The 26,260-nt window shown below is 35.2% G+C and carries 28 protein-coding genes, 1 tRNA gene and 1 other RNA gene; 25 read left to right on the forward strand and 5 right to left on the reverse strand.

Translation table 11 applies throughout. From position 1 onward, the window contains the following. Positions 1–43 precede the first annotated feature (43 nt). Both AXY_RS00065 and AXY_RS00070 read left to right on the forward strand, forming a co-directional pair. On the forward strand, positions 44–961 hold the full coding sequence (locus AXY_RS00065) for an aldo/keto reductase (RefSeq protein WP_015008752.1): 918 nt from the start codon (positions 44–46) through the stop codon (positions 959–961). Between the two features lie 113 nt (positions 962–1,074). After that, positions 1,075–1,167: transfer RNA gene (locus AXY_RS00070), tRNA-Ser, on the forward strand. A 236-nt stretch (positions 1,168–1,403) separates the two neighbouring features. On the opposite strand, the gene AXY_RS00075 is transcribed toward AXY_RS00070, so the two are convergent. The 4 genes from AXY_RS00075 to AXY_RS00090 form a co-directional block, all read right to left on the reverse strand. Next, a complete protein-coding gene (locus tag AXY_RS00075) occupies positions 1,404–2,645 on the reverse strand; it encodes a Ger(x)C family spore germination protein (protein ID WP_015008753.1) in 1,242 nt (413 codons plus the stop codon). Further along, positions 2,642–3,736, reverse strand: coding sequence for a GerAB/ArcD/ProY family transporter (locus AXY_RS00080; protein ID WP_015008754.1), 1,095 nt, complete (start codon positions 3,734–3,736; stop codon positions 2,642–2,644). Before AXY_RS00080 ends, AXY_RS00075 begins: the two co-directional genes overlap by 4 nt. Before the next feature lie 8 nt (positions 3,737–3,744). Continuing rightward, complete coding sequence (locus AXY_RS00085; RefSeq protein ID WP_015008755.1) at positions 3,745–5,217, reverse strand: spore germination protein; 1,473 nt, start codon at positions 5,215–5,217, stop codon at positions 3,745–3,747. A 145-nt stretch (positions 5,218–5,362) separates the two neighbouring features. Further along, positions 5,363–6,649, reverse strand: a complete 1,287-nt coding sequence (locus tag AXY_RS00090) for a glycoside hydrolase family 18 protein (RefSeq protein ID WP_015008756.1) — start codon at positions 6,647–6,649, stop codon at positions 5,363–5,365. Positions 6,650–6,784: 135 nt separating this feature from the next. On the opposite strand from AXY_RS00090, the gene tadA reads away from it, so the two are divergent. From tadA to rsmI, 22 genes are all read left to right on the forward strand, one after another. Continuing rightward, positions 6,785–7,252 (forward strand): tRNA adenosine(34) deaminase TadA, encoded by a 468-nt coding sequence (gene tadA, locus AXY_RS00095; RefSeq protein ID WP_015008757.1) that lies wholly within the window; start codon positions 6,785–6,787, stop codon positions 7,250–7,252. 85 nt (positions 7,253–7,337) lie between these two features. Continuing rightward, positions 7,338–7,602, forward strand: an RNA gene (gene ffs, locus AXY_RS12375) — signal recognition particle sRNA large type. Between the two features lie 150 nt (positions 7,603–7,752). After that, positions 7,753–9,447: a DNA polymerase III subunit gamma/tau gene (gene dnaX / locus AXY_RS00100; RefSeq protein WP_015008758.1), complete on the forward strand. Its 1,695-nt coding sequence runs from the start codon at positions 7,753–7,755 to the stop codon at positions 9,445–9,447. Between the two features lie 28 nt (positions 9,448–9,475). Beyond that, on the forward strand, positions 9,476–9,802 hold the full coding sequence (locus tag AXY_RS00105) for a YbaB/EbfC family nucleoid-associated protein (RefSeq protein WP_015008759.1): 327 nt from the start codon (positions 9,476–9,478) through the stop codon (positions 9,800–9,802). Between the two features lie 12 nt (positions 9,803–9,814). Beyond that, complete coding sequence (recR, locus tag AXY_RS00110) at positions 9,815–10,411, forward strand: recombination mediator RecR (protein ID WP_015008760.1); 597 nt, start codon at positions 9,815–9,817, stop codon at positions 10,409–10,411. A gap of 18 nt (positions 10,412–10,429) precedes the next feature. After that, entirely contained in the window at positions 10,430–10,639 is a 210-nt protein-coding gene (locus AXY_RS00115; protein WP_015008761.1) for a YaaL family protein, read from the forward strand. Positions 10,640–10,717: 78 nt separating this feature from the next. Continuing rightward, the gene (locus AXY_RS13150) at positions 10,718–10,969 is read left to right on the forward strand and encodes a pro-sigmaK processing inhibitor BofA family protein (protein ID WP_015008762.1); all 252 of its coding nucleotides are present in this window, start codon (positions 10,718–10,720) and stop codon (positions 10,967–10,969) included. A 475-nt stretch (positions 10,970–11,444) separates the two neighbouring features. Next, complete coding sequence (locus tag AXY_RS00125) at positions 11,445–12,455, forward strand: ABC transporter ATP-binding protein (protein ID WP_015008763.1); 1,011 nt, start codon at positions 11,445–11,447, stop codon at positions 12,453–12,455. Then, on the forward strand, positions 12,452–13,384 hold the full coding sequence (locus AXY_RS00130) for an ABC transporter ATP-binding protein (protein ID WP_015008764.1): 933 nt from the start codon (positions 12,452–12,454) through the stop codon (positions 13,382–13,384). Before AXY_RS00125 ends, AXY_RS00130 begins: the two co-directional genes overlap by 4 nt. A 7-nt stretch (positions 13,385–13,391) precedes the next feature. Next, entirely contained in the window at positions 13,392–14,354 is a 963-nt protein-coding gene (gene opp4B, locus AXY_RS00135) for an oligopeptide ABC transporter permease (RefSeq protein ID WP_015008765.1), read from the forward strand. 20 nt (positions 14,355–14,374) lie between these two features. Then, positions 14,375–15,295: an ABC transporter permease gene (locus AXY_RS00140; protein ID WP_015008766.1), complete on the forward strand. Its 921-nt coding sequence runs from the start codon at positions 14,375–14,377 to the stop codon at positions 15,293–15,295. A gap of 90 nt (positions 15,296–15,385) precedes the next feature. Next, positions 15,386–17,185 (forward strand): oligopeptide ABC transporter substrate-binding protein, encoded by a 1,800-nt coding sequence (gene opp4A, locus AXY_RS00145; protein ID WP_015008767.1) that lies wholly within the window; start codon positions 15,386–15,388, stop codon positions 17,183–17,185. 132 nt (positions 17,186–17,317) lie between these two features. Further along, on the forward strand, positions 17,318–17,491 hold the full coding sequence (locus tag AXY_RS00150) for a sigma factor G inhibitor Gin (protein WP_015008768.1): 174 nt from the start codon (positions 17,318–17,320) through the stop codon (positions 17,489–17,491). A 218-nt stretch (positions 17,492–17,709) separates the two neighbouring features. Then, positions 17,710–18,339, forward strand: a complete 630-nt coding sequence (gene tmk, locus AXY_RS00155; RefSeq protein ID WP_015008769.1) for a dTMP kinase — start codon at positions 17,710–17,712, stop codon at positions 18,337–18,339. A gap of 24 nt (positions 18,340–18,363) precedes the next feature. Further along, positions 18,364–18,693: a cyclic-di-AMP receptor gene (locus tag AXY_RS00160; RefSeq protein WP_015008770.1), complete on the forward strand. Its 330-nt coding sequence runs from the start codon at positions 18,364–18,366 to the stop codon at positions 18,691–18,693. 23 nt (positions 18,694–18,716) lie between these two features. Next, positions 18,717–19,157 carry a YaaR family protein gene (locus tag AXY_RS00165; protein WP_015008771.1) on the forward strand — a complete coding sequence of 147 codons (441 nt, stop codon included), beginning with the start codon at positions 18,717–18,719 and terminating at the stop codon, positions 19,155–19,157. A 136-nt stretch (positions 19,158–19,293) separates the two neighbouring features. Continuing rightward, a complete protein-coding gene (gene holB / locus AXY_RS00170) occupies positions 19,294–20,280 on the forward strand; it encodes a DNA polymerase III subunit delta' (RefSeq protein ID WP_015008772.1) in 987 nt (328 codons plus the stop codon). A gap of 6 nt (positions 20,281–20,286) precedes the next feature. After that, positions 20,287–21,114: a PSP1 domain-containing protein gene (locus tag AXY_RS00175; RefSeq protein WP_015008773.1), complete on the forward strand. Its 828-nt coding sequence runs from the start codon at positions 20,287–20,289 to the stop codon at positions 21,112–21,114. 16 nt (positions 21,115–21,130) lie between these two features. Then, positions 21,131–21,475 carry a DNA replication initiation control protein YabA gene (gene yabA / locus AXY_RS00180; RefSeq protein WP_015008774.1) on the forward strand — a complete coding sequence of 115 codons (345 nt, stop codon included), beginning with the start codon at positions 21,131–21,133 and terminating at the stop codon, positions 21,473–21,475. A gap of 148 nt (positions 21,476–21,623) precedes the next feature. Beyond that, positions 21,624–22,361 carry a tRNA1(Val) (adenine(37)-N6)-methyltransferase gene (locus AXY_RS00185; RefSeq protein ID WP_015008775.1) on the forward strand — a complete coding sequence of 246 codons (738 nt, stop codon included), beginning with the start codon at positions 21,624–21,626 and terminating at the stop codon, positions 22,359–22,361. Beyond that, positions 22,351–22,632, forward strand: coding sequence for a GIY-YIG nuclease family protein (locus AXY_RS00190; protein ID WP_015008776.1), 282 nt, complete (start codon positions 22,351–22,353; stop codon positions 22,630–22,632). The genes AXY_RS00185 and AXY_RS00190 overlap by 11 nt, the downstream gene beginning before the upstream one ends. Continuing rightward, the gene (gene rsmI, locus AXY_RS00195) at positions 22,616–23,494 is read left to right on the forward strand and encodes a 16S rRNA (cytidine(1402)-2'-O)-methyltransferase (protein WP_015008777.1); all 879 of its coding nucleotides are present in this window, start codon (positions 22,616–22,618) and stop codon (positions 23,492–23,494) included. The genes AXY_RS00190 and rsmI overlap by 17 nt, the downstream gene beginning before the upstream one ends. Before the next feature lie 68 nt (positions 23,495–23,562). Here rsmI and AXY_RS00200 read toward each other — a convergent pair whose 3' ends face one another. Continuing rightward, the gene (locus AXY_RS00200; RefSeq protein ID WP_015008778.1) at positions 23,563–23,841 is read right to left on the reverse strand and encodes an AbrB/MazE/SpoVT family DNA-binding domain-containing protein; all 279 of its coding nucleotides are present in this window, start codon (positions 23,839–23,841) and stop codon (positions 23,563–23,565) included. A 330-nt stretch (positions 23,842–24,171) separates the two neighbouring features. On the opposite strand from AXY_RS00200, the gene metG reads away from it, so the two are divergent. Then, positions 24,172–26,199, forward strand: coding sequence for a methionine--tRNA ligase (gene metG, locus AXY_RS00205; protein ID WP_015008779.1), 2,028 nt, complete (start codon positions 24,172–24,174; stop codon positions 26,197–26,199). Positions 26,200–26,260: the final 61 nt, after the last annotated feature.

Consider the following 26,260-nt stretch of genomic DNA (forward strand, 5'->3'; position numbering starts at 1 on the left):
ATTATGTAGCTGCAATGACTGATTCAATAAAGGAGAAGCGATCATGAGAAAAATCAAACTTGGAACAAGTGATTTAGACGTAAGTGTTATTGGTTTAGGCTGTATGCGAATGAACGGATTGTCGAATCAAGAAGCAAATCGTGTCATTCAAAATGCACTAGACTTAGGGATTAACTTTTTTGATCATGCAGATCTATATGGACAAGGAAAATCTGAAGAAATTTTTGCAGAAGCCATCGATATGAATCCATCAATTCGCGAAAAAATGGTTATTCAAACGAAGTGTGGGATTCGTAATGGTTACTATGATTTTTCAAAAGAACATATTTTAAATTCTGTTGAAGGTAGTTTAAAACGACTAAAAACAGATTATATAGATGTATTTTTATTACACCGCCCGGATGCATTAATGGAACCAGAAGAAATAGCAGAGGCATTCGATGAGCTCTATCAAAGTGGTAAGGTTCGTCACTTTGGCGTTAGTAACCATACGCCTTATCAAATAGAATTGCTAAAAAAATATCTTAATCAAGACTTAATTGCGAATCAACTCCAACTAAGTTTAATGTTCACCCCAATGATTGATGAGGGAATCAATATGAACATGGAAGATAAACCAGCATATGTGAGAACTGATGGCATTTTAGATTACAGTCGACTTCATGATATGACCATTCAGCCTTGGTCCCCATTCCAGTATGGTTTCTTTGAAGGTGTATTTATCGATCATGAAAAATTCCCTGAAGTCAATCAAAAACTTCAACACTATGCAGATAAATATGGTGTTACGAAAACGACGATTGCTACTGCTTGGTTATTACGTCACCCTGCAAAAATGCAACCAATCGTTGGTACAATGAATACAGATAGACTAAAGGAAATTGCTAAAGCATCTGACATTAACTTGCTTAGAGAAGAATGGTATGATCTTTATCGTGCTGCAGGTAATCGATTACCATAAATCTATTCCATATTAATAAAAAGATAAGAATATGAAAAAAAGTAAAAAAAATTGCTAATAAATATTGACAAGTATAATTAGAACTGATAATATAAACTTTGTCGTCAGTTCACGGAGGAATACCCAAGCCCGGCTGAAGGGATCGGTCTTGAAAACCGACAGGGGCTTCACGGCCCGCGGGGGTTCGAATCCCTCTTCCTCCGCCATAATTATACAATTTATTAGACGATATAAATAAAACTTAGCTAAGATCATTTAGCTAAGTTTTTTTGTTTAATAATGTAGGAATATTAAACTTAATGTCGCAAGTATGACAGCTAGATTGAGTACAATAACGGCTGATATTCCTAATTTGTTTTTATTATCTTTAAGGTGTAAGCATAGATGTATACAATAATAGGTTAAATAGATCGTTGCGATGATAAATAAAAAGGAAACCATATTAATCACTCAATTCATTAAGATTAGTATCATAAATTGATTTTCCAAACTCAAGCCTCTCTATTTTAAAACGGACATTAATCTCAGCGTTTGGATAAATTTCGCCTTGCCAATCTGCCTTTTCATAGCTAGGTATGTCTTTGAATAATCTTCTAATATATAGTGATAGATAAAATGGATCACCTTTATATTCTTTTTGTGTTTTCTCAATAAATTTATGACTAGTTGTAGTGAAATAATTTTCTAATGCTTTTAATAATATCAACTCTAACTCACCATTTGATGAATAATTCACCATACTAGGTACAGCGAGAACTTCAAAGTCAAAAGGAACAAGGATATCAAATTTTGCATGATTAGTATTTGCATCATAGTATACTGAAACCTTAGGATCTTTCTTTTTAACAAAACTCCCAGAGATTGAGTAATTTGGCTCTATTGGATCAGCAATTGCTGCAATTAAATCATCCATCTTAGTTGTTTTATTTAAAATATTAACTATTCTCGTTTCTTCTCCAGTTAAAACATCAATCATCTTACCATTCTTAAAAACAGCTGAACCAATAAATTGTGCTGGGTTTCCCCCAGTTTGAACAATTTCTCCAGCAATTTTTTCAATTGATTTTTTCTTAAGGTCTTCTTGTTCTTGAATTGTTGTCCCGTACATTGCTAAGAATAATCTATCCTTCCCTTCAGTAACCTGGAAAAAACGATGAAAATCAGCAAAAGCTGTCACACCAGTTTCCTGAACTCGGGAGATCATAAACTGGAAGTACCGATTTGGTTTTGATTCAAGTCCATGATCAATACTCCTTAAAAATTGCTCGGCATTCTCTCTTGAAACGATAATTTGGATATTACGCTGGATTTTGGCTGTTCTTGTGGCAGGTTGAATAACGCGAATAAAATCACCGGCCCTAGCAAGTTGTTCTGAGACAACAATAACTAATGTATGATCTAAATTAACCTTTTTTGTTAAGAAGTCATTTGCAATATCAGTTGCGGTAATAATATCTGTGCTAGGAATTGAGACGACTTGATCCGGTGTCTGACCACTTCCTTCAGCAGGATCAGAGGAGATAGGATTAGCAATTTGAAATGTAAATTGGTATATTCCTTCTTGTTCCGTTTGATCAATTCCAATCGCAATGACATATGATTGTTTTTCTAATTCAATTATGTCTTCGCAACCAACTAGTAAAATAACTAAAAATAATTGACTAAGTAATGTGAGACTTCTCATTTTGAGCCCCCCTTTTTATCTTTAAAGAAGTGAGAGAATAATAATAAAAAAGGAAAAGCCCACATGAAAATAGTTAATAAGTCGTAATATTCATCATGATAAAGAGACTCGACAATCGTTGCATTTGATGGTAATAAACCAATGATCATGAGTAAAAAACCAATAGGTAAGATAAGCAATTCAAATTGTGTAATATTAAAAACAGCACCAAATAACCAGGAAATTAAATAAAGTAATAATATAACGCGTATAAATAACGCTAATAACCAAAAGAACAAGAAAAATGTTTCAATATTGGTGAAAAAATCACCAATCCTAACATATTGCGTAATTTCGTGAAATGGGAATGGGGTTGTTTCAATAGAATTATAATCAAAAAAGCTTGTGTAAATAAAAAATACAAATATTATTTGAATGACTGATATGATAAGACCAATTATACCTCCTTTATAGAAATCTTTAGGTTTTCGAACAGCTGGTAACATCATTAGAAGTAGAATAAAACTAGAAAATAGTGAGCTTTTTAGAAATCCTTCACGAAAGACTTGGGACATACCTGTACCGAAAATAGGAAAAATTTGATCTGGTACAATTGATGGGTAAATTAAAATTATTAATATCGCTATTGATACTAAGAAAAAAGGTAAAAATAATTTTGCTGTGTAGCCGATAACCTTAATTCCTTTTATTGATCCATAAATACTTACAATTGTTAATAAAGCGAATATCACGACAATTGGAGACTGCTCAAAGTAAAGTATTTTAATTTGTCCCACGTAGCTCCTCTTTTCAAATGCAATAATAAAGAAGGCTAAAAGAAATAACATAACTCCTAATATTTTCCCGAAAAATCCACCTAACAATTCTTCAAATAGATCAACGAGATGCTCTGCCTCATAGCGATGCATGAGATATAACAGAATGATGATAGGCGGTAACATACTAATAAATGATATGAGTGGTACATACCAAAAGGCATTTTTAGTTTGTTGTGCAATTAAAGAAGGTGTCGTATCAGTAATAACCATGGAGATTAAGATATTGGTTAGACAAAACACCTCAAATGAAGAGAGTTTGCTATTTACTTTCAATTATATTTTCACTCCTTCTTATTGTGACTTCCCTTTTTTAAATCTTTTGGTAATAGGTAGTGTGGTCTCCACTTTTCATCTCTTAGTGGTTTTCTAAAATATGTGTCCGCATTTGATTGATAGCTTGGTGCTAATGGTGCGAAGTATGGGACACCAAATGATTTTATGGAAGCAGCGTACATTAATAATATGGTCAGTGCTAGTACTAGGCTGTATACGCCATGAATGATTGCAGCAAAGATAAGCACAAAACGGGTCATTCTAACGGTAAAGTTAAAACTAGGATCACTAATTGCAAATGATGTTAACCCAGATAATGCGGAGATAATGACAATAATCGGACTTATAATATTTGCCTCTACTGCAGCTTGTCCCAGTATTAAAGCTCCTACAATACCAATTGTAGGCCCTAAAGGATTAGGGATTCGCACTCCTGCTTCTCGAATCAATTCAAATGCCAGCTCCATAATTAAAACTTCTAAAAACAAAGGTAATGGTACTTTATCTCTTGCTGAAGCAATCGCTAATAATAAATCAACTGGAATCAATTCACTATGGAAATTTGCTAATGCAATATAACTGGCTGACACCATAGTAGTAATAAAAAGAGAAATAAATCGAATTAATCTAGCAAAGTTACTAAAGAGAAAACGCGAATAACGGTCTTCGATATTGTGAAAGAAATCCCAGAATGTGATTGGAACAATTAAACATGCTGCCGAGCTCTCCATTAAGATAATGACGTGACCACGATTAATATACGAACAAGCATTGTCTGGTCTTTCGGTATATAAAATTGTAGGGAAAAGAGAAAGAGGGCGTTCTTCAATATACTGTTCTAATAATTCAATGTTTTGAACAGTGTCTACTTTAATATCATTAATACGTGAGCGAATATCAGCTAATAAATCTTCATTAACCAAATCTTTAATATACATGAGTTGAACATCTTGCTTTGAACGCTCGCCTACATGTTGTACTTCTATAACGAGATTTTCATTTCGTATTCGTTTTCGAATTAGGGAAATATTAACATGAATTGATTCAGTGAAAGCCTCCTTTGGCCCACGGATGACACTTTCATTTTCAGATTGACCAATACTACGATGTTGAAAGTCAGAAACATCAACTGTATACGCCTGTTTTGAACCATCAATAAAAAGGATGACTTTTCCGCTCGTCACATTTTGACTAATCTCATCGTGATTAGTGATAACTTCGATAGATTCAGCTGTTACAATATTAATAATTGTTTTACCGTCCTGTTCAAGTAGAGGCTGAATAATTGAGCGTTCAATTTTATCACTATTAACAAGAGAGGCGTAATAACAGAGAGCAATTGTTTTTTGATTATATTTTGCTTCTATCATTCTAATAGCAAAATCATTATTCACTTGATAACTAAAATGATTTTTTATTTTATCAATATTTACAGATAAGTCTTCACTTATTGTGTTATGTGTCTTTTTATTTCTTAGCATAGAAACCACCTCATTTACGACATTAGTTTGAGTGGTTCCAATGGTTTTTATACTAAAATATCGAGTTATATTGCTGTAAAATTGAATATTGATGTATTTATTCGGATAATAGTTTACCCCACTTCAAACTAGAAGTGGGGTGATCTTAGTACTTTTTAATTGTAAACTGATCGTCTAAGAGTAACCAATTTTGCGGGAAGGCTAAACCTAGTTTCCAATAGCTAATACCACGTAATCCTTTTTCTTTAATTAAATCGAATTTAGCTTGGATTGAGCGAGCATCTTCGAACCATACCTCATGTTGTTTATTATTTGCATCAATGTACCTAAAGTAAGGTGCTTGTGCAGTTGAATCATATGAAATGGCTTGGTTGTTTTCACGAGCTAGTTGAATGGCTTGTTGTGGACTTACTGCACGTGCATACTCCCCTCCAGGTACGTATGGTAATGTCCAATCATAGCCATATAAATTTTGACCTAGCATTATTTTATTTGCGGGCATTTCAGTTAAAGCATAATCAACTACACGTCTAACTTGGTCGATTGGCGAGACAGCCATTGGAGGGCCACCACTATAACCCCACTCATAAGTCATTAACACGACAAAATCAGCAATTTCACCATGTGCTCTATAATCATGTGCTTCATACCACTGACCTTGTTGGGTTGCGCTCGTTTTTGGTGCTAATGCCGTTGACATTAATAAATTTTCTTGATTTAGACGGGTCTTAGCACGACGTAGGAATTGATTATAAGCTTCTCGATCAGTAGCTGGAAGAAATTCAAAATCAAAGTGAACATCACGGAAACCAACTTCCTTTGCTGTTGCTATAATTTGATCAAATAGTCGATTTTGTATGTTGTGATCATTAACGATTAAACTCCCGAGTTCCTGGCTAAATGCACCGTCTTCTAAGTTTGTTACAGCTAGCATGAGTGATGCTTGATTGTTTTTTGCAATTTGAGCAAAGTTATTCAATAATGGTGCTCGCAAACTGCCATCTCGATTAACTTGATAACTAAATGGTGCTAAATAAGTCAGTTGATCAGCATATTTTTCAGCGGCATTAATTAATGCCGGTGAAACTGTATCACCCATAGGTTCAACATATGCATTTGCTTCAATTGTTGTTTTGGGTTCTTCCGGAAGATAAAGTCTTAAATTGACCGGTAGTGGAAGATTGGGATTAAGCGCGTTAATTCGAGCTAATTCATCAATTGTTAAATTGAATCTTTGGGCAATTGTGTATAGACTATCTCCAGGCTGAACATAGTAGAATTGTCCAACAATAGGAATGACAATGGTTTGCCCGACTACAAGAGATTCAGGGGTCTCCAACTCATTAGCTTGCTCGATATCAGAAGCAGATATTCCAAAATTATTTGCTAGTTTATAAATAGAATCCCCTGGTTTTACAGTATAAATTTGCACAACTCATCCTCCTAACTTTACTTTCGTGTTATCATATGCAATTTACATTAGGCAAGTGACATGAAATTTAGTTCATTTTTACATATAATATTGATACACTTAAGTCATGAGAGATTGAATTAAGGAGTACTTAAAATGACAGATGAAGAATATATGGATCTCGCAATTAAAGAAGCATTAAAAGCAGAGCAATTAGGGGAAGTTCCGATTGGTGCTGTACTTGTTTATGAAAATAAAGTTGTAGCACGTGCATATAACTTACGGGAAACACGTCAAACAACAGCATCACATGCGGAAATGTATTTAATAGAAGAAGGTAATAAATTATTTAATAGCTGGCGCTTAGAAGGCTGTACGTTATATGTAACGTTAGAGCCTTGCCAAATGTGTGCAGGAGCGATTTTGCAAGCCAGAATTCCGCGGGTTGTTTTTGGTGCTTATGATCCTAAAGCAGGTTGTGCAGGTTCTATCATTAATATATTTGAAGATCAACGATTTAACCATCAAGTGGATTTAGTCGGAGGCGTGAGAGAAGAAGAATGCTCAGCACTTTTAACAGACTTTTTTAGAAGGCTCCGAGCAAGTCGGAAAGGAAAAAAATAACAGCTATAAAGATTTGATTTTTTCCTAAAAACAGACTATACTAGTAAGTGCGCTAATAAGCGCTTTAAACATGTTATCAAACTTGCCGTGCTAGGTGGGGAGGTAGCGGTGCCCTGTACTCGCAATCCGCTATAGCGAGACTGAATTCCTATCTGAGGTGCAGAGCAATAAGGTCTGCCTTAACGGACTGGTGTTGAAGTTTGGGTCCTGCGCAACGTGAACCCGTGAACCCTGTCAGGTTCGGAAGAAAGCAGCAGTAAGCGGTCTTTCATGTGTGCCGTAGGGAAGCCTGAATTGAGCCAAGAACTTAAGTAACGCTTAGGGTTATGTGATCGACGATAGGTGCACGGCGTCTATATAATAAACAAATGCTCTTGCCTAGATAGGTAAGAGTTTTTTATTTTTTAAATGAAGATAAAGAATGATTTGTTATCGTTCCCATTTAGCTGCAAATTCAGTTATAATAGAAAGGAATTCCATGTTGGGAGGACAAAGTTAAAATGAGCTATCAAGCACTTTATCGAGTATGGCGACCACAAACATTTAATGATGTAGTAGGACAAGTACATATTACGCGTACTTTGCAAAACGCAATTTACCAAAATAAGTTTTCACATGCATATTTATTTTCTGGTCCAAGAGGGACAGGGAAAACAAGTGCAGCGAAGATTTTTGCTAAAGCAGTTAACTGTCAATCAGCTCCTGTTAAAGAGCCATGTGGGAAATGTGATGCATGTATTGGTATTCAAGATGGGACTATCTCAGATGTTATTGAAATTGATGCGGCATCTAACAATGGTGTAGAACAGATTCGTGATATTCGTGATAAAGTAAAGTATGCACCGAGCGTCGTCGATTACAAGGTGTATATTATTGATGAAGTGCATATGTTATCTATTGGTGCCTTTAATGCATTATTAAAAACATTGGAAGAGCCACCTCAACATGTTATTTTTATCTTAGCAACTACTGAACCACACAAAATCCCACTAACGATTATTTCGAGATGTCAGCGATTTGATTTTAAAAGAATTGGTCATTCATTTTTAGTTGAACGAATGAAGCAAATTATGAACGAAGAAAAGATTAGTGTAACAGATGAAGCCTTTCATGCGATTGCGCTTGCAGCAGAAGGTGGTATGCGTGATGCATTAAGCTTACTTGATCAAGCTATTTCATATAGTCAAGATGTGGTTGAGTTAGAAGATGTGTTGGCTATTACAGGCTCAGTTTCTCAAAGTAATTTAATTGAATTAATTGACGCACTATATCATCAAGATGCAAAAACTGCATTAAAATTAGTTGATTTATTTATTCAAGAAGGAAAAGATCCTGGAAGGCTTGTATATGACCTGATCTATTTTTTAAGAGACCTATTAATTTATCAGGACACAACGGATTCTGAAGATTTACTCGAACGAGCAATTGTAGATCAGGCATTCAAAGAATTACAGCAGAAGCTCACTAGTAATTGGATTCAAAATTCAATTACCGAATTGAATCAATGTCAACAAGAAATGAAATGGACGAATACGCCGAAAGTATTTATTGAGATTACAGTTTTAAAAATTGCAGATCAACAAGCAGAATCAAAAAGCTCGGTACTTGATGATAAACAACTTTTGCAGTTAACAGAAAAGCTTGATAAACTAGAAAAAGAATTGCAATCAGTAAAACAAAATTATCATAAAGCTTCTGAACCTGTGAAGGCAAGTGCTCCAAGTAATCGTAGAAGTCCTGGAGTGACAAAAAATAAGTATAAAATTCCGTATGAACGAATAAGAGATGTGTTAGCTCATGCAGAAAAGCAATATTTAACAGACGTTCAACAAAAATGGCCTACTTTTATGAATATGTTAAAACAGCAGAGCGCTCCAGCACATGCGGTTTTACAAGATGCAAAACCAAGTGCTGCCTCAGCGGATAGATTGGTAATAGCATTTAGATACGATATTCACTGTTCATTAGCTTTAGATCATCAACAACTGATTGAATCACTACTACTAGAGATACTTGGTAAAGTGACAACATTTATCCCAATACCAGAACAAAGTTGGGTTGAATTGCGCCAAGAATATGTTGAAAAACAGCGCCAGCAATCTCAAGAAGTCTCTTCAAATCAAACTGTGGAAGACCCAATTGTTGCTCAAGCAAGAAAGCTTGTTGGTGATGATTTATTAGAAATACATGAATAATAATTTTTTATATTAGGAGGAAATCACAATGCGTGGAAATATGGGTAATATGAATAAAATGATGAAGCAAATGCAAAAAATGCAAAGAGATATGATGAAGGCACAGGAAGAACTACTAGAAATGACTTTTGAAGCTTCTTCTGGTGGTGGTATGGTTAAAGTAGTTGCAAATGGTAAAAAGGAAATTCTTGATATTGAAATCAGTGAAGAAGTTGTTGATCCAGATGATATCGAGATGCTACAAGATTTAATTATTGCAGCAACTAATGAAGTATTAACAAAAATAGAAGATACAACAAATGAGAAAATGGGTAAATTTACTCAAGGCATGAATTTACCTGGAGGCTTGTTCTAGGAGGTTAATGTCTTGTACTATCCAGAACCGATTTCAAAGCTAATTGATAGCTTTACAAAATTGCCAGGTATAGGACCAAAAACGGCGGTTCGACTGGCCTTTTTTGTACTAAATATGAAAGAAGAAGATGTATTAGATTTTGCTAAAGCGTTAGTAAGTGCTAAACGTGAACTTACACACTGTCATATCTGTGGTAATATTACTGATCAAGATCCATGCTTCATCTGTCAGGATCAATCACGAGATCAATCTGTAATTTGTGTTGTTCAAGATCCTAAAGATGTGATTGCAATGGAGAAAATGCGTGAATATAATGGTCTATATCATATTTTAAATGGTGCGATTTCACCTATTGATGGTATTGGCCCAGAGGACATTAATGTACCGAGCTTGTTAGATCGACTAAAGGATGAGCGTGTTACAGAGTTGATTTTAGCAACTAATCCTAATGTAGAGGGAGAAGCAACAGCAATGTACATTTCTCGACTCGTTAAGCCGTCAGGAATTAAAACAACTCGAATTGCTCATGGGCTACCAATGGGTGGCGATCTAGAATACGCTGATGAAGTGACTCTCTCTAAAGCATTAGAAGGAAGACGCGAACTGTAAAAAAGGATGTGAAAACTCATGTTTGGTAAGAAAAGTTGGAAAAAAGAAAAAGAGAAGCTCTTAACACAAATTTTTCAGCTCCAAAAAGAGTGGAAACAGCTAAAATCTATTTTAGATCAAAGTGTTGACCCGTCTGATGTAGGTCGAGTTGATTTGAGAGTTGCTGAAATAAAGTATTTCTATTTATTAAGAGAAGCTAAATATTATCATTTAAATGCGAATAAGTAATTTCAAAGAATGTTCAATAAGTTGAACGTTCTTTTTTTTTTCGCTAAACATATATTTAGGGTAAAGGAGTGGAGGTTTATGAAGACACTACTAACAATAGTATTGATAATAACTATTCTATTCATATTATTTAATGCGAAATCACTAAAGTGGATACCGTCAGCACTCACTAGACTTGTAATTGGGGCATTAGTAATATTTTTCTTAAATCTAATAGGCAATAACTTTGGATTACATATACCGATTAATATATTTACCTCAATCACTGTCGGTTTTTGTGGTTTACCAGGTATTATTGCCATAGGTTCATTGTTTTTGTTTATCTTATAATGCTGAATAATTACAAATTGGCCTAGGGACCATAAATTCTCTAGGCCAATTTTTTCTAATTGGATAAATGTAGATTAGTAGATAAATATTTTTTAAAATTATCCGTTACATAGAAAATGTTCATAAAGTTTTAATAAATGATTAAATTACTTTAAAAAGCTTAAGTAAACACCCAAATATCTAAGGATATTATATATGTAGGAAAAGAAACGTTGCAAAAAAATAAAAAACCCATTAATATAGTCTTACGGTTTTAAAAATTGCAATTAGTCAAAAAATTTAGAAGAGATTGATAAAATAATTAGATTAGTTATTGCTTTTTTATAACTTATTAACTATAATGTTTTTAACCTACTTTCTTCAGTCTCGAAATCATGAAGGAGTAAATCAAGAAGTTAGTATATATTAAATTATCAGAATAATTGTTTTATTTAGATTTATTTAAATTTACAAACGGATGCATAGGGGGATAACGTTGGATAATAAATTATTAGAAATAAATCAGTTGTATACCTCCTTTCGAATTCGTGATGATTATTATGCGGCAGTTGACAATGTCTCATTAAGTGTTAAAAAGAATGAGGTCTTAGCCATTGTGGGAGAATCTGGGTCAGGGAAAAGTGCGTTAGCTTTCTCAATCATGCGCCTGCATAATCGCGCGAAAACTGAAGGGGAAATCTTATTTAAAGGTGAAAATGTAATTGACATGTCACCATCTCGTCTAAATGAGGTGAGAGGTAAGGATATGGCAATGATTTTCCAAGACCCTTTAACTGCATTAAACCCATTAATGACAGTAGGGCAACAGATCGGTGAGGCACTCTTTTTACACGACCGCAAATTAACGAAAAAGGACGTTCAAGATCGAGTAATTGAATTGCTAGATCAAGTTGGTATTCCTCGACCAAATTATGTGATTGATCAATATCCACATGAATTATCAGGTGGAATGCGCCAACGTGTGATGATCGCAATTGCGATTGCAAATGATCCAGAACTACTAATTGCAGACGAACCAACTACTGCTCTTGACGTAACAATTCAAGCGCAAATTCTCGATTTGATTCGAGACCTAAAGGAAAAAATGGATGCAGGTATTATTTTAATTACTCATGACCTCGGGGTTGTGGCGGAGATGGCAGACCGTGTAGCGGTAATGTATGCAGGGGAAATTGTTGAAATTACCGATGTAAAAACATTGTTTGAAAATCCAAAACATCCATATACACGTTCATTATTAAATTCTGTGCCAAATTCTACGTCAATGGAGAAGCAGGATAAACTTCATGTTATCCAAGGTGTTGTACCATCACTAGCTCACTTACCACGGGTAGGTTGTCGCTTTAAAGATCGGATTCCTTGGATTGATGATTCAGTGCATGAAGAACATCCAGAACTTCATGAAATTGAGCCAGGCCATTTTGTCCGCTGCTTATGTTATCAACATTTTTATTTTCCAGATAAAGAGGAGGTCGAAAAGAAATGACCTTTCTTGATATAAAAGATTTAAAAGTTCATTTCCCAATTAGGGGAGGAATCTTGAATCGTAAGATTGATGTAGTTCGTGCAGTCGATGGGGTATCATTTCAAATAGAACAAGGAACGACTTATGGTCTTGTTGGTGAATCAGGTTCAGGTAAAACAACGACAGGTCGAGCTATCATTGGTTTAAATGATATTACATCCGGTCAAGTCATTTTTGAGGGTAATGATTTATATGCTAAAGAAAATAGGAAGTTGGATTTCAGACGAGATATTCAAATGATCTTCCAAGACCCATATTCATCACTTAACCCGAAAAAACGTGTCCTTGATATTGTTGCTGAACCTCTTAGAAACTATGAAAAGATGACGAAGAGAGAAGAAGTTTTTGAGGTTATCAGTTTATTAGAAAAGGTAGGTTTATCTGAAGAGAGTATTTATAAGTACCCTCACCAATTCTCAGGTGGACAACGCCAACGTATAGGGATTGCTCGTGCAATTGCTTTAAAGCCAAAACTGATTATTGCTGATGAGCCTGTATCTGCACTTGACGTATCAGTTCAAGCACAGGTGCTTAACTTTATGCAAGATATTCAGAAAGAACTGAATTTAACGTACTTATTTATTAGTCATGATTTAGGTATTGTTAAACATATGAGTGACCGGATTGGCATTATGTATAAAGGTCGTTTTGTAGAAGAAGGGGATACAGAAGATATCTTCTCTAATCCACAACATATTTATACGAAGCGCTTAGTTGCAGCCATTCCTGATATTAATCCAAATAATCGAGCAAAGCAAAAGGAATTTAGAAAAGCTGTTCAAAGAGAATATGAACAAGATTATGATAAATATTTTGATGAAAGTGGCTTAGCTTATCCATTGCGTCAACTCTCAGACACTCATCTTGTTGCTTTGCCAGGAAGAGGGTGAATGACAGATGTGGAAATTTATTATTAGACGTTTAATCACAACATTACCGCAAATTCTTTTACTAAGTGTGCTGATCTTTTTAATGGCACAACTCATGCCAGGTGATGCATTAACAGGTTTAATTGATCCAAACCTTGACCCTGCAACAATTGCAGAACAGAGAGAACGTCTTGGTTTAAATGATCCTTGGTACATTCAATACGGAAATTGGATTTCAAATGCGTTACAAGGTGACCTAGGTCAATCGTTCCGATTTAAAATGGATGTTACTGAGTTAATCGGTCAACGTTTAAACAATACGGTTTGGTTATCACTAACAACGTTAGTGTTTACGTATTTAATTGCCATTCCACTTGGTATTACAAGTGGTCGTTACAATGATACGTTACGTGATCAGTTGATTACAGGTTATACGTATGTTGGTTTTGCAACACCATTATTTATCTTTGCCCTTGTTGCTTTATGGATTTTTGGTTTCAACTTAGGTTGGTTCCCAACGGGATCAAGTGTGCAAGCAGGTTTAACACCAGGTACATTTGAATACGTGTTGAGTCGAGCGCATCACTTAATGTTACCATCTTTATCAATGGCATTGATTACAACGGTAAGTACCGTTCAATATTTACGTAATGAAATTATTGATACGAAACAAAAAGATTTTATCTTAACTGCTCGTGCTAAAGGTGCTTCAGAATCACGTGTCTATAACCGTCACGTGCTGAGAAACTCACTATTGCCGATTGCTGCATTTTTCGGATTTGAGATTACAGGGTTAATTGGTGGGACCGTGTTTATTGAAACCATTTATAGTTATCCTGGAATGGGCCTTCTATTTATGGAGTCAATCATTCAGAGAGACTATAGTGTCGTAACGTCGGTCGTGTTATTATTCGGAATTGCTTCTATCTTAGGAGCGCTACTTTCTGATATTATCCTAAGTTTAGTTGACCCGAGAATTCGAATTAAGTAATCGAGAAAGGAGTGAGTGGAGTGGAAGAGTCAAAAGTAGAGGCAGTAAATTTAGATATTAAGAAACAAAAAAAGGCACACCGCAGCCAAAGTGGTTTAAACATTCTTTGGCGAGAAATTGTGCGTGATAAATTAGCGCTATTTTCTCTAATATTCTTTGTTGGGATTACTATCATTGTGTTTGTAATCTCTGGATTATTAGATTTAAATGAAATTGTAAAAGTTGACCTATTTGCGATTCACGAACCACCAAGTAGTGAATTCTGGTTAGGAACAGACTACGGTGGACGTGACGTTTTCGGTCAGTTAATCATCGGTACACGAAACTCATTATGGATCGGATTTGTCGTAACCTTCTTAACAGGGGTTATCGGTGTAACATATGGCTTAATTGCTGGTTACTTTGGTGGAAATGTTGATAACGTTATGATGCGTATTTTAGATTTCTTTCAAATTTTACCGTTCTTGATGATCGTTATCGTATTTGTTGCAATTGTACCAAGCTATAGTACATTAGCTTTTTCATTAATTATGACCGCCTTTTTATGGATGGGTATTGCCCGTTTAATTCGTTCAAAGGCATTACAAGAGCGCGAGTTAGATTACGCGCAAGCATCAAAAACGTTAGGTACACCACAATGGAAGATTATGTTTAGTCAAGTGTTACCTAACCTTAGTTCAATTATTATTGTTTCAATGACATTGAACTTAGCAGCAAACATTGGTTTAGAATCAGGTCTATCTTTCTTAGGCTTTGGTTTCCCTGAATCAACACCAAGTTTAGGTACATTACTCAGCTATGCAAGAAACCCACAAACATTAGAGTACCGTTGGTGGATTTGGTTACCAGCTGCGATCTTAATTTTCTTATTAATGCTTAGTGTCCGAAATGTCGGTGAAGCATTGAAGAGAGCAACAGACGCAAGACAGCGTCGCGGTTAATTTACTTTAATACCTACATCTAAAATAGATGTTAGTATATATCATCAACGTAAGTTGATAACACACATAAAAAAATAGGGAGGTTATTACATGACAAAATTTAGTTTAAGAAAAGGCTTATTTGCACTTATCTTATTGTCATTGTTAGTATTAGGAGCATGTAGTGAAAAGTCATCTGATCAAATGTTCTCAATCGATGATTTTTCAAAAGTATCATCAAATGATGGGGAGCCAACAGGTGGCGGAACATTAATTTTCGGTCTTGTATCGGATACACCATTTGAAGGAACATTAAACTATAACTTCTACTCAGGAAACCCTGATGTTCAGATTATTGACTGGTTTAATGAATCATTATTAGCAATTGATGAGAACTATAACTATACACAAGATGGAGCTGCTACTTTTGAAGTAGACAGAGATACAAACTCTATCACATTTAAGATTAATGAGAACTTAAACTGGCATGATGGTGAGCCGGTAACAGCTGAAGACTGGGCATTTGCCTATGAGGTTGTAGGACACCCAGAGTATGAAGGTGTACGTTATACACAAGCGTTGAGTAGTGTTGAAGGTATGCCAGAATACCATGCAGGCGAAGCAGATACAATTTCAGGTCTTGAAATTATTGATGAGAAGACACTTAAGATTACTTATCACCAATTTACACCATCACTATTATCAAGTGGTATTTGGGCTTATCCTTTAGCTAAACACATTTTTGAGGATATTCCAATTGCAGACATGGCATCATCAGATGCAGTTCGTCGTAACCCAATTGGTTATGGTCCTTATAAAGTTGAATCAATTGTTCCAGGTGAGTCTGTAACAATGGTTAAAAACGAAGATTATTGGAGAGGTGAACCACAACTTGATGGTGTAACTGTTCAAGTTATTAACCCTAACGTTGTTGTTCAATCACTAGAAACTGGTCGTGTGGACGTTGTAAGTTCATTCCCAGCTGATCAGTATAAAGATAATCACAAGATGTCAAACGTAGAATTCTTAGGTATGGTTGATAATGCTTATACGTATATCGGATTTAAGTTAGGTCGTTGGGAAGATGGCGAAGTTGTTATGGACCCAGATATGAAGATGTCTGACGTAAATCTACGTCGTGCAATGTGGTATGCAGTAGACAACGATACAATCGGAAATCAATTCTATGATGGTTTACGTTGGAATGCGACAACATTAATTCCACCTTCACACCCAGATTATCACGATGATTCAATTGAAGCACCAACATATGATCCAGATAAAGCAAATGAGATCTTAGATGAAGCTGGTTATATCGACGTTGATGAAGATGGATTCCGTGAAGATCGTGATGGAAATGAGTTAGTAATTAACTTTGCATCAATGTCAGGTGGAGATACAGCTGAACCAATTGCTCAATACTACATGCAAGCATGGGAAGCAGTTGGCCTAAAAGTTCAATTACTAGATGGTCGTTTACAAGAATTTAATACATTCTATGACCGTGTAGAAGCTGACGACCCAGAAATCGACGTATACCAAGGTGCATGGGGCGTAGGTTCTGACGTTGACCCTTCAGGTCTATATGGTCGTACAGCAGCATTTAACTATCCACGTTATGCTAGCGAAGAGAATGACCGTCTATTAGAATTAGGTTTATCTGAAGAAGCATTTGATACAGATTACCGTAAATCAGTATATAGTGAGTGGCAAGAATTAATGGTTGAGGAAATCCCAGTATTCCCAACAGTTTACCGTTCATTAATCGTACCAGTTAACAAACGTGTAGTTAACTACGCAATTGGTGCAGGTACTGGTGTGTATCGCTATCAAATTGGTGTAACACAAGACGAACCAATTCAAGCAGATAAAATTACTCCAGTAGAAGAAGAAGCAGAAGATGCAGAATAATAAGTAAACTAATCTACCCTATTAGATTATCCTAGTAGGGTGGATTTTTTTTGTGAAAAATGCTTAAAATCTATAAATATAGTGTATAAGTATTTTATAAATCGGTAAAACTAGTAATCGGAGGTGGAGATGATGCATTATTGTCATATTTGTGAGTCGAATCAATCAGATGGTATGTTTATTTATTACTTATATGTTTGTGAGTCGTGTCAGGAGAAAATAGTTGCAACAGATCCAGAAGACCCTGATTACCGAGTTTTTGTTCATAAGATGAGGAAAATGCGAGAGTTAGCACTTAAAAGCTAATATTAAAAGTCTTATATTCTTATAGTAATAAGAGTATAAGACTTCTTTTTAAATAGTAAAAATCACCTGACAAATTAAATTAAAGATAATTTAATCTTTTAGAATAAACGTGATACAATAATAGTAAGAATTAACAGAAGGCAATTTGATTAATAACGATGAATCGCCTAAATGCTTATTGTATAGGTTCGCTTCAGAAACAAAAGGGGAATAGAAAATTGAGTGGATATTTTGTTACATTTGAAGGAGGCGAAGGGGCGGGGAAATCATCAGCTTTATCCGGTGTTGCAGAAAAACTGGAAGAGGAAGGATATTCAGTTTTGATGACGCGGGAACCAGGAGGCATTAATATTTCCGAGCAAATTCGCAATATTTTATTAGATAAAAATAATACCGAAATGGATGCAAGGACAGAAGCGCTACTTTATGCAGCTGCTCGACGTCAACATCTTGTAGAAAAGGTCAAACCAGCATTAAGTGAAGGAAAAATAGTCTTATGCGATCGTTTTATTGATAGTAGTCTAGCTTATCAAGGTTATGCTAGAGGTTTAGGAATTGATCATATTTTTCAAATCAATCAGTTTGCGATTGATCATTTTATGCCAGACTTAACGCTATTTTTTGATATAAAGCCGGAAGAAGGGTTAGCTAGGATTCAAGCAAATCAACATCGTGAAAAAAACCGATTAGATGTTGAGCATGTATCGTTTCACCAAAAGGTATATCAAGGTTATCATTTGTTGAAAGACCGCTTTCCTTTAAGGATACAATCAATTGATGCAAGCCGATCACTTGATCTTGTGATTCAAGATTCTTATGAGAGAATTATTTCTCATATTAATACCTAATAACAATTTAGGAGGCGATATTAAATGAAATTAATATTAGCGGTTATTCAAGATAAGGATAGTAATCGTTTGATTGATGCACTAAATAAAAAGGACTTTAAAACAACAAAATTATCATCAACGGGCGGGTTTTTAAAAGAGGGTAATACAACATTAATTATTGGCTGTGATGATGAATATGTTGATGATGCTTTAGCAATAATAAAGAGAAAATCAAGCCAACGTGAACAAATGGTTGCACCGATCTCTCCTATGGGAGGCAATACAGACTCATATATTCCTCAACCTATTAATATAGAAGTTGGTGGAGCAACAGTATTTGTATTACCAGTAGATCAGTTTCATCAATTTTAAGCAAGTAGTAGGTGAATATTGCTGTGAAAATAAATAAAGACATACGTTCGCAACTCGATGCGAGAAAACTGAAAAAAACCACAACTAAGAAAAGTGGTCTATCATTTGATGCAATGGTCATGTCTCAAAGCGAAAAACTACAAGTTGAACAGCTTGAACAATTAATTGAGGAGATAGCAGATCAAGGAGAACGACTTGCACGCTATCGGACAATTAGAGAGTTAGCAAAGTTTAAACGCTATGTAAAAGAGTTTCTAAGAGAAGCAGTCCAATATGGACTTGATATTACTCACTCACATACATTTCAGATGAACCATAATAGTCGTCGGTTATCTTTAGTTAAACAAATTGATGAGAAATTAATCGAATTAACAGATGCAATTGTAGAACAAGAACGTCGATCAATTGATCTTTTAGATATGATTGGTGAAATTAAAGGAATGTTAGTTAATTTATATTCGTGAACCAGTGACATTCCAATGATCTATGATAAAATAATAGTAGGAATAAAAGGATGAAATCAATTATATGATTTCATTCTTTTTTAATAAATTACTTTTGATTTGTTACGTACTAGATAAAAAATATGGTGGTGCAGGCATGGCAAAATGGTCAAATTTAACCGAGCGACAACCCATTGCAACTAAGATGTTAAAGCAAATGTTGCTTCGAAATCGTGTGGCTCATGCTTACTTAATTCAAGGTGATGAGGGAACGGGTAAGAAGGAGATTGGTTACCTTATCGCTAAAAGCTTATTTTGTCAACAAGTAAGAGATGGTGAGCCGTGTGATCAATGTATAGAGTGTAATCGAATTGAATCAGGTAATCACCCAGATGTCCATTGGATCCAGCCGGATGGCGCTTCAATTAAGATAGATCAAATAGCCCAGCTACAAAAGGAATTTACCTATAAGGGTATGGAGTCTAATCAAAAGGTCTATCTTATCTATCATGCTGATTTAATGACCGCAAATGCTGCCAATCGATTACTAAAATTTTTAGAAGAACCAAGTCAAAAAACGACTGCAATATTAATGACAGAAAACAGTCAAGCTATTTTGGATACAATTAAGTCTAGATGCCAAACTATTATGTTAAAGCCACTTTCGCCGACATACGTTCAGTCAATCTTAGAAGAAGAGGGTATCTCTCCGGAAAACGCTCGTTTATTTTCGGTAATAATGCCTAATCTCCAACAGGCAAGGGAATTGGATCAAGATGAGTGGTTTGCGCAGGCGCGAAGCTTAGTGGTACAATTGATAGGTACACTCCAATCCAATCCGGATGAAACATTACTTTTTATCCAGAAACAATGGATCGATCATTTTTCAGATCGTGACAAGCTTAATTTTAGTTTAGATCTATTAATATATTGGTTTAAGGATCTTGTTTATTTAAACCTTGACCAAGATGACCAGGTAGTATTTCAAAGTTATTTAAAAGAGTTAGAGCAAGCCCGTTGGCATTGGTCACAAGCTGATATTGTGGAGACTCTAGCTTTAATCTTAGAAGCTAAAAAACAACTAATGCAAAATGGTCATCCGACTTTAGTGATGGAGAAATTAGTACTGCAAATGCAGAGGTGATAATAGGTGGTAGAAGTTATAGGTGTCCGTTTTAAAAAAACGGGTAAAATATATTATTTTGACCCAGACCAACTAGATATATCTAAAGATGAATATGTTATAGTTGAGACGTCTCGGGGCATTGAGTTTGGTAAAGTGGTCATCGCAAATAAATCAGTTGATGAAGAAGATGTTGTTTTACCACTTAAAAAGGTAATTAGAGTTGCTACAAAGAAGGACAAAGTAACAGTTTTAGAAAATAAAGAAAGTGCTGAAGAAGCATATCGTACGTGTTATGAAAAGATCAAAGAACATAATCTAGATATGAACTTAGTAGATGTTGAATATACATTTGATCGAAATAAAGTCATTTTCTATTTTACTGCTGATGGTAGAATTGATTTTAGAGAGCTAGTTAAAGATTTAGCTGCTATTTTTAAGACGAGAATTGAATTAAGACAAATAGGTGTTCGAGATGAAGCTAAGTTATTAGGTGGGATTGGGCCATGCGGCCGAATGCTTTGTTGTTCAACCTTCTTGGGGGATTTTGAGCCAGTATCAATCAAAATGGCAAAGGATCAAAACTTATCCCTAAATCCTACTAAAATTTCAGGACTTTGTGGACGTCTCATGTGTTGCTTAAAATATGAAAATGATGATTATGAGCAAGCTAAGAAACAATTACCTGATCTTGGTGAGATTATTGAAACGCCAATTGGTAAAGGTAAAGTTGTTGGCTTAAATATACTCGAACATGTCATCCAAATAGAAATAATTGGTAAGGAACGTGTTGTTGAATACACGTTAGATGAACTAATCGAACAAGGTGTAGTTGATATAATGACCATGGAATAATGAGGTGGTAAGTGCCATGAACAAAAAAGAAATGTTTGATCAAGTATCAAATATGGAAGAACAAATCGGTCAACTTTACCAACAGCTTGGTGATTTAAAAGTTCATATAAAGGAACTTTTAAAAGAAAATCATCGAATCACAATTGAAAATCATCATCTTCGTCAGCGTTTAGATCAAGAAGTTAAAACAACTGAACAGGTGAATCGTGATAAGAGTGGTCAATCAAGCTTAATTGGTGAAGGCTATGATAATTTAGCGAGACTCTACGATGAAGGTTTTCATATTTGTAATGTTCATTTTGGAAGTCCTAGACAGGACGAAGACTGCCTATTTTGTTTGCAATTTTTAAATAAAAAATAGTATTGATAAGTGAGAAAGACTAGCTTATGGGTTTAAAACGACGGCTCATTTAATACGAGGAAAAAATGCGTACGAGATGGGCATCCGTTTTAAACACAGGAACTAGTCTTTTTTAGTATTTGTAATTAAATTGTCGTGGAGGTTAGTTATGGTCGATTTAATTGGGGATGAGCGTTTAGATCATCTCTTTACTGATCAATCAATTCAAATTATTCAAAGTCCAACAGTATTCTCTTATTCAATTGATGCTGTTTTGTTGGCGCGATTCGCATCGATGCCGTTAAGAAGAGGTAAAATCATTGATTTGTGCACAGGTAATGGAGTCATTCCGCTATTAATGAGTAAGTTTACGGAAGTTCCTATCACAGGTATTGAGATTCAAAAACGCTTATATGATATGGCATGTAGAAGTATTTTGCATAACAAAAAGCAAGATCAGATCAATATGATCCACGGTGATATTAAAGATATGCCAGCCTATTTTGGTAATAATAAATTTGATCTTGTAACAGTCAATCCGCCGTATTTTAAGACGACAAGTGAAAAGCAATTAAACAAAAATGATCATTTAACGATAGCTAGACATGAGGTATATGTGAGTTTAGAGCAGGTCATTGATGTATCTAGTCAATTAGTTAAGCCGGGTGGTAAATTTGCGATGGTTCATCGCCCTGGTCGTTTAGTTGATATTGTTAACTTAATGAGACAATATAAGCTTGAACCAAAGCGAATCCAATTTGTTTATCCGAAATCCGGGAAGGAAGCGAATATTTTACTTGTTGAGGGAATTCGAGATGGGAAACCAGATTTAAAGCTATTACCACCGCTTTATGTATATGATGAAGAAGGTAATTATACAAAGGGGATGCAAGAACTTGTCTATTGAGCATTGTGTTTATATTATAGAATGTAGTGATGGTTCGCTATATACTGGTTATACCAATGATTTAGCTAAACGACTTAAAATGCATGAGCAAGGTAAAGGGGCTAAATACACACGTGGTAGAGGACCTCTTAAGCTCCGTTTTCATCAAGTATTTAGTACAAAGCAAGAAGCGATGCAAATCGAATACAGAATAAAAAAACTAACAAGATTTCAGAAACAACAAATTATAGCCAAGCAAAGGGTAGGTGACGTCATTGACATTAGAGAATAGTAGTCAGGATCACAATCAATCAGGAACTTTATATGTTGTGCCAACACCAATTGGTAATTTAGAGGATCTAACTATTAGGTCGCTAAATATATTAAAAACAGTCGACTTAATTGGAGCTGAAGATACACGTAACACGAGGAAATTACTATCACATTATGAGATTCACTGCCCACTTACAAGCTATCATGAGCATAGTGAACAATCAAAGCTAGACTATTTAGTAAGTGAATTGAAAAATGGAAAACAAGTTGCCATAGTGAGTGATGCAGGGATGCCTGGTATTTCAGATCCAGGTACTGTGCTAATTCAAAGAGCCATAGAAGAAGATATAAATGTCGTCGTTTTACCAGGAGCAAATGCTGCTCTTTGTGCACTTGTTGGTTCAGGTCTACCTACAGATCAATTTTACTTTTATGGTTTTTTACCACGTAAGAATAAAGAACGAAAACAAGCCTGGGACGAATTATTAATGCAAAAAAGCACCATTATTTTATATGAATCACCGTACCGATTAGTTGATACATTAAAAGAGCTTAAAGAACATTTAGGTAACAGAAGAATGGCAGTAGCACGTGAACTAACAAAGAAATTTGAAGAATATATTAGGGGTTCAGTTGATGAAGTATTAGAATGGGCAAAAACGGGTATCATTAAAGGTGAATTTTGTCTTGTAGTTGAAGGATCAGATGGTATAGTTCTTAATGATACGGAATGGTGGAAAGAGTTGACGATCAATGAACATGTTGATCATTATATTGAATCAGAACAGTTAATGAGTAAAGAAGCAATTAAAAAGGTTGCAAAGGATCGAGGCTTGCAGAAAAGAGATATTTATCAAATATATCATAAGATTGACAAATAAAAAGAGAGTCTTTCGATTGAATTAACCTATCAATAATTCAAATACGAAAGACTCTGCTTTTTTAAACATTATTTGTTTAATGTTTTGTTGATTTCTTCGATTAGTTGTTTTGCGCCTTCAGGGCTTAAAATTAACTTACCGTTTGCAAGTGAAAGGTTGTCATCAGAGATATCACCAGTAATTTGGCAAGTCATGTTTGGCTTATACTTTTGTAAGATGATACGCTCATCATCAACATAGATCTCTAAAGCATCCTTTTCTGCAATGCCTAAAGTACGGCGTAATTCGATAGGAATTACAACACGTCCTAACTCATCAACCTTTCTTACAATACCTGTAGATTTCATTAAAAACTCCCCTTTAATTTATATTCGGCATATTTCGACAACACCTATAATGAATATACCAGTAATTTCAATAAGTGTCAACAATAAAAATCCATTTTTATTATAATTAAGGAAATTTAATAGTAAACAACTACTAATTGTGTATATCATTCTAAATTTGGAAAAGCAGTTAGAAGGGTATTGGGAAAAGCTGATTGAAATAACGTTGAAATATTCCACTATAGATGGAAAAGGGAATTAAAAACCGTTACAATATATAAAGACTTAAAAGATTGTCTAGCTGAACTGATATAGATGGACATTGAAACAGAATGTTAAGGAGGACTAACAATGTCAGACAAACAAACATTTTACATTACGACACCAATTTACTACCCAAGTGGGAAACTTCACATTGGTAGTGCGTATACAACAATTGCCTGTGATATTCTTGCGCGATATAATCGTCTTCAAGGCAAGGATGTTTTTTATTTAACAGGAACGGATGAACATGGTTTAAAAATTCAAGAAAAAGCAGAAAGTGAAGGGAAAACGCCACAAGAATTTGTCGACCAACAGGCAAAGGATATTAAAGAACTGTGGTCTAAATTAGAGATTACAAATGATAAGTTTATTCGCACAACAGATCAGGAGCATAAGGAAGTTGTTGCGAAAATTTTTGAAAAGTTACTCAAGCAAGGCGATATTTACCTTGATGAATATGCAGGCTGGTATTCGGTATCAGATGAAGAGTTTTTCACAGAGTCACAATTAGCTGAGGTCTATCGTGATGATAATGGAAAAGTCATTGGTGGAAAAGCACCTAGTGGTCATGAAGTTGAGTGGGTAAGTGAGGAATCATATTTCTTCCGCATGAGTAAGTATGCAGATCGACTACTGGCACATTATGAAGAAAATCCTGATTTTATCCAACCACAGTCACGTAAGAATGAAATGATTAATAATTTCATCAAGCCAGGGTTGGAGGATTTGGCAGTATCACGTACAACATTTGACTGGGGCGTTAAAGTCCCGTCTGATCCAAAACACGTTGTCTATGTATGGATCGATGCGCTAACAAACTATATTACTGCTTTAGGCTATGATCCTGATTTAGGTGGGTATGAAAATCAACCAGAATTATTCCGTAAGTTTTGGCCAGCGAATGTTCATATGGTTGGAAAGGAAATTGTCCGCTTCCATACGATTTATTGGCCAATTCTATTAATGGCATTAGATTTGCCACTACCAAAGCAAATCTTCGGTCATGGCTGGTTATTGATGAAGGACGGAAAAATGTCGAAATCAAAAGGTAATGTGATTTATCCTGATTTTCTAGTCGATCGTTATGGACTAGATAGTTTAAGATATTACTTAATGCGAGAAATTCCGTTTGGTTCAGATGGTATCTTTACACCAGAAGATTATGTGACAAGGGCAAATTCAGATTTATCAAACGACCTAGGTAACCTGTTAAATCGAACAGTTGCGATGATTAATCAATATTTAGATGGTCATATTCCAGCTTTAACAGCAGGACAAACGCCATTTGATGCAGAGTTAAGAGAAACTGCTGAGAATGTAATTGCTGAGTACAGGTCATCATTAGATAATCTTCAGTTTAATGTGACGCTACAAAATATTTGGACACTTATTTCACGGACAAATAAGTATATTGATGAAACAACGCCATGGGTATTAGCGCGCGAACAGAAACAAGCTGAATTATCAAATGTTCTTGCACATTTAGCAGAGAGCTTACGCATCATTGGCTTATTACTACGACCATTCTTTGTAGCAACGCCAGGTAAGATTGCGACACAATTAGGATTTGATCTAGAAACAGATATGGCTTGGGATCAGCTAACGTTTGGTAAGCTTCCAAAAGGTACAAAAGTCGTTGAAAAAGGAGAGCCAATCTTCCCTCGATTAGATGTTAAAGAAGAAACAGCGATTATTCAACAATCGATGACAATACCAAATGAGGATGAAGAAGATGTAGAGTGGGATCCTGAAACAACAGAATTAACCACTGTAAAAGAAGCTGAAATATCATTTGAGCAGTTTGATCAAGTCGAATTAAAAGTCGCAGAAGTAATCGATTGTACTCGAGTTGAGAACGCTGATAAACTATTAAAGTTCCGTCTAGATGCTGGTGATAAAGGTGGTCATCGCCAAATTCTGTCTGGAGTTGCAGAATACTACCCAGAACCTGAACAATTGATTGGTAAAAAAGTCATTATCGTTGCGAACTTAAAACCAAGAAAAATGCGCGGTGAAATCAGTCAAGGAATGATTTTATCGGCTGAAGATGAATCAGGGAAGTTAGAGCTAATAGACGCACCTCAAAATATGCCAAATGGCTCAATTGTAGGTTAATTTATACTATATAGGTGAGGTTGGGAAAAACTAATTACTATAAATAAAAAACGGTTGTGAC

It is taken from the genome of Amphibacillus xylanus NBRC 15112 (assembly GCF_000307165.1).
GTDB classification, from domain to species: Bacteria; Bacillota; Bacilli; order Bacillales; family Amphibacillaceae; genus Amphibacillus; species Amphibacillus xylanus.

Bases quoted from the DNA above. Each gene is read 5' to 3' on its own strand.
- AXY_RS00065 (WP_015008752.1), top strand. From the start codon at position 44: ATGAGAAAAATCAAACTTGGAACAAGTGATTTAGACGTAAGTGTTATT.
- AXY_RS00075 (WP_015008753.1), bottom strand. From the start codon at position 2,645: ATGAGAAGTCTCACATTACTTAGTCAATTATTTTTAGTTATTTTACTA.
- AXY_RS00085 (WP_015008755.1), bottom strand. From the start codon at position 5,217: ATGCTAAGAAATAAAAAGACACATAACACAATAAGTGAAGACTTATCT.
- tadA (WP_015008757.1), top strand. From the start codon at position 6,785: ATGACAGATGAAGAATATATGGATCTCGCAATTAAAGAAGCATTAAAA.
- dnaX (WP_015008758.1), top strand. From the start codon at position 7,753: ATGAGCTATCAAGCACTTTATCGAGTATGGCGACCACAAACATTTAAT.
- AXY_RS00105 (WP_015008759.1), top strand. From the start codon at position 9,476: ATGCGTGGAAATATGGGTAATATGAATAAAATGATGAAGCAAATGCAA.
- AXY_RS00115 (WP_015008761.1), top strand. From the start codon at position 10,430: ATGTTTGGTAAGAAAAGTTGGAAAAAAGAAAAAGAGAAGCTCTTAACA.
- AXY_RS13150 (WP_015008762.1), top strand. From the start codon at position 10,718: ATGAAGACACTACTAACAATAGTATTGATAATAACTATTCTATTCATA.
- AXY_RS00130 (WP_015008764.1), top strand. From the start codon at position 12,452: ATGACCTTTCTTGATATAAAAGATTTAAAAGTTCATTTCCCAATTAGG.
- opp4B (WP_015008765.1), top strand. From the start codon at position 13,392: ATGTGGAAATTTATTATTAGACGTTTAATCACAACATTACCGCAAATT.
- opp4A (WP_015008767.1), top strand. From the start codon at position 15,386: ATGACAAAATTTAGTTTAAGAAAAGGCTTATTTGCACTTATCTTATTG.
- AXY_RS00150 (WP_015008768.1), top strand. From the start codon at position 17,318: ATGCATTATTGTCATATTTGTGAGTCGAATCAATCAGATGGTATGTTT.
- AXY_RS00160 (WP_015008770.1), top strand. From the start codon at position 18,364: ATGAAATTAATATTAGCGGTTATTCAAGATAAGGATAGTAATCGTTTG.
- holB (WP_015008772.1), top strand. From the start codon at position 19,294: ATGGCAAAATGGTCAAATTTAACCGAGCGACAACCCATTGCAACTAAG.
- yabA (WP_015008774.1), top strand. From the start codon at position 21,131: ATGAACAAAAAAGAAATGTTTGATCAAGTATCAAATATGGAAGAACAA.
- AXY_RS00185 (WP_015008775.1), top strand. From the start codon at position 21,624: ATGGTCGATTTAATTGGGGATGAGCGTTTAGATCATCTCTTTACTGAT.
- AXY_RS00200 (WP_015008778.1), bottom strand. From the start codon at position 23,841: ATGAAATCTACAGGTATTGTAAGAAAGGTTGATGAGTTAGGACGTGTT.
- metG (WP_015008779.1), top strand. From the start codon at position 24,172: ATGTCAGACAAACAAACATTTTACATTACGACACCAATTTACTACCCA.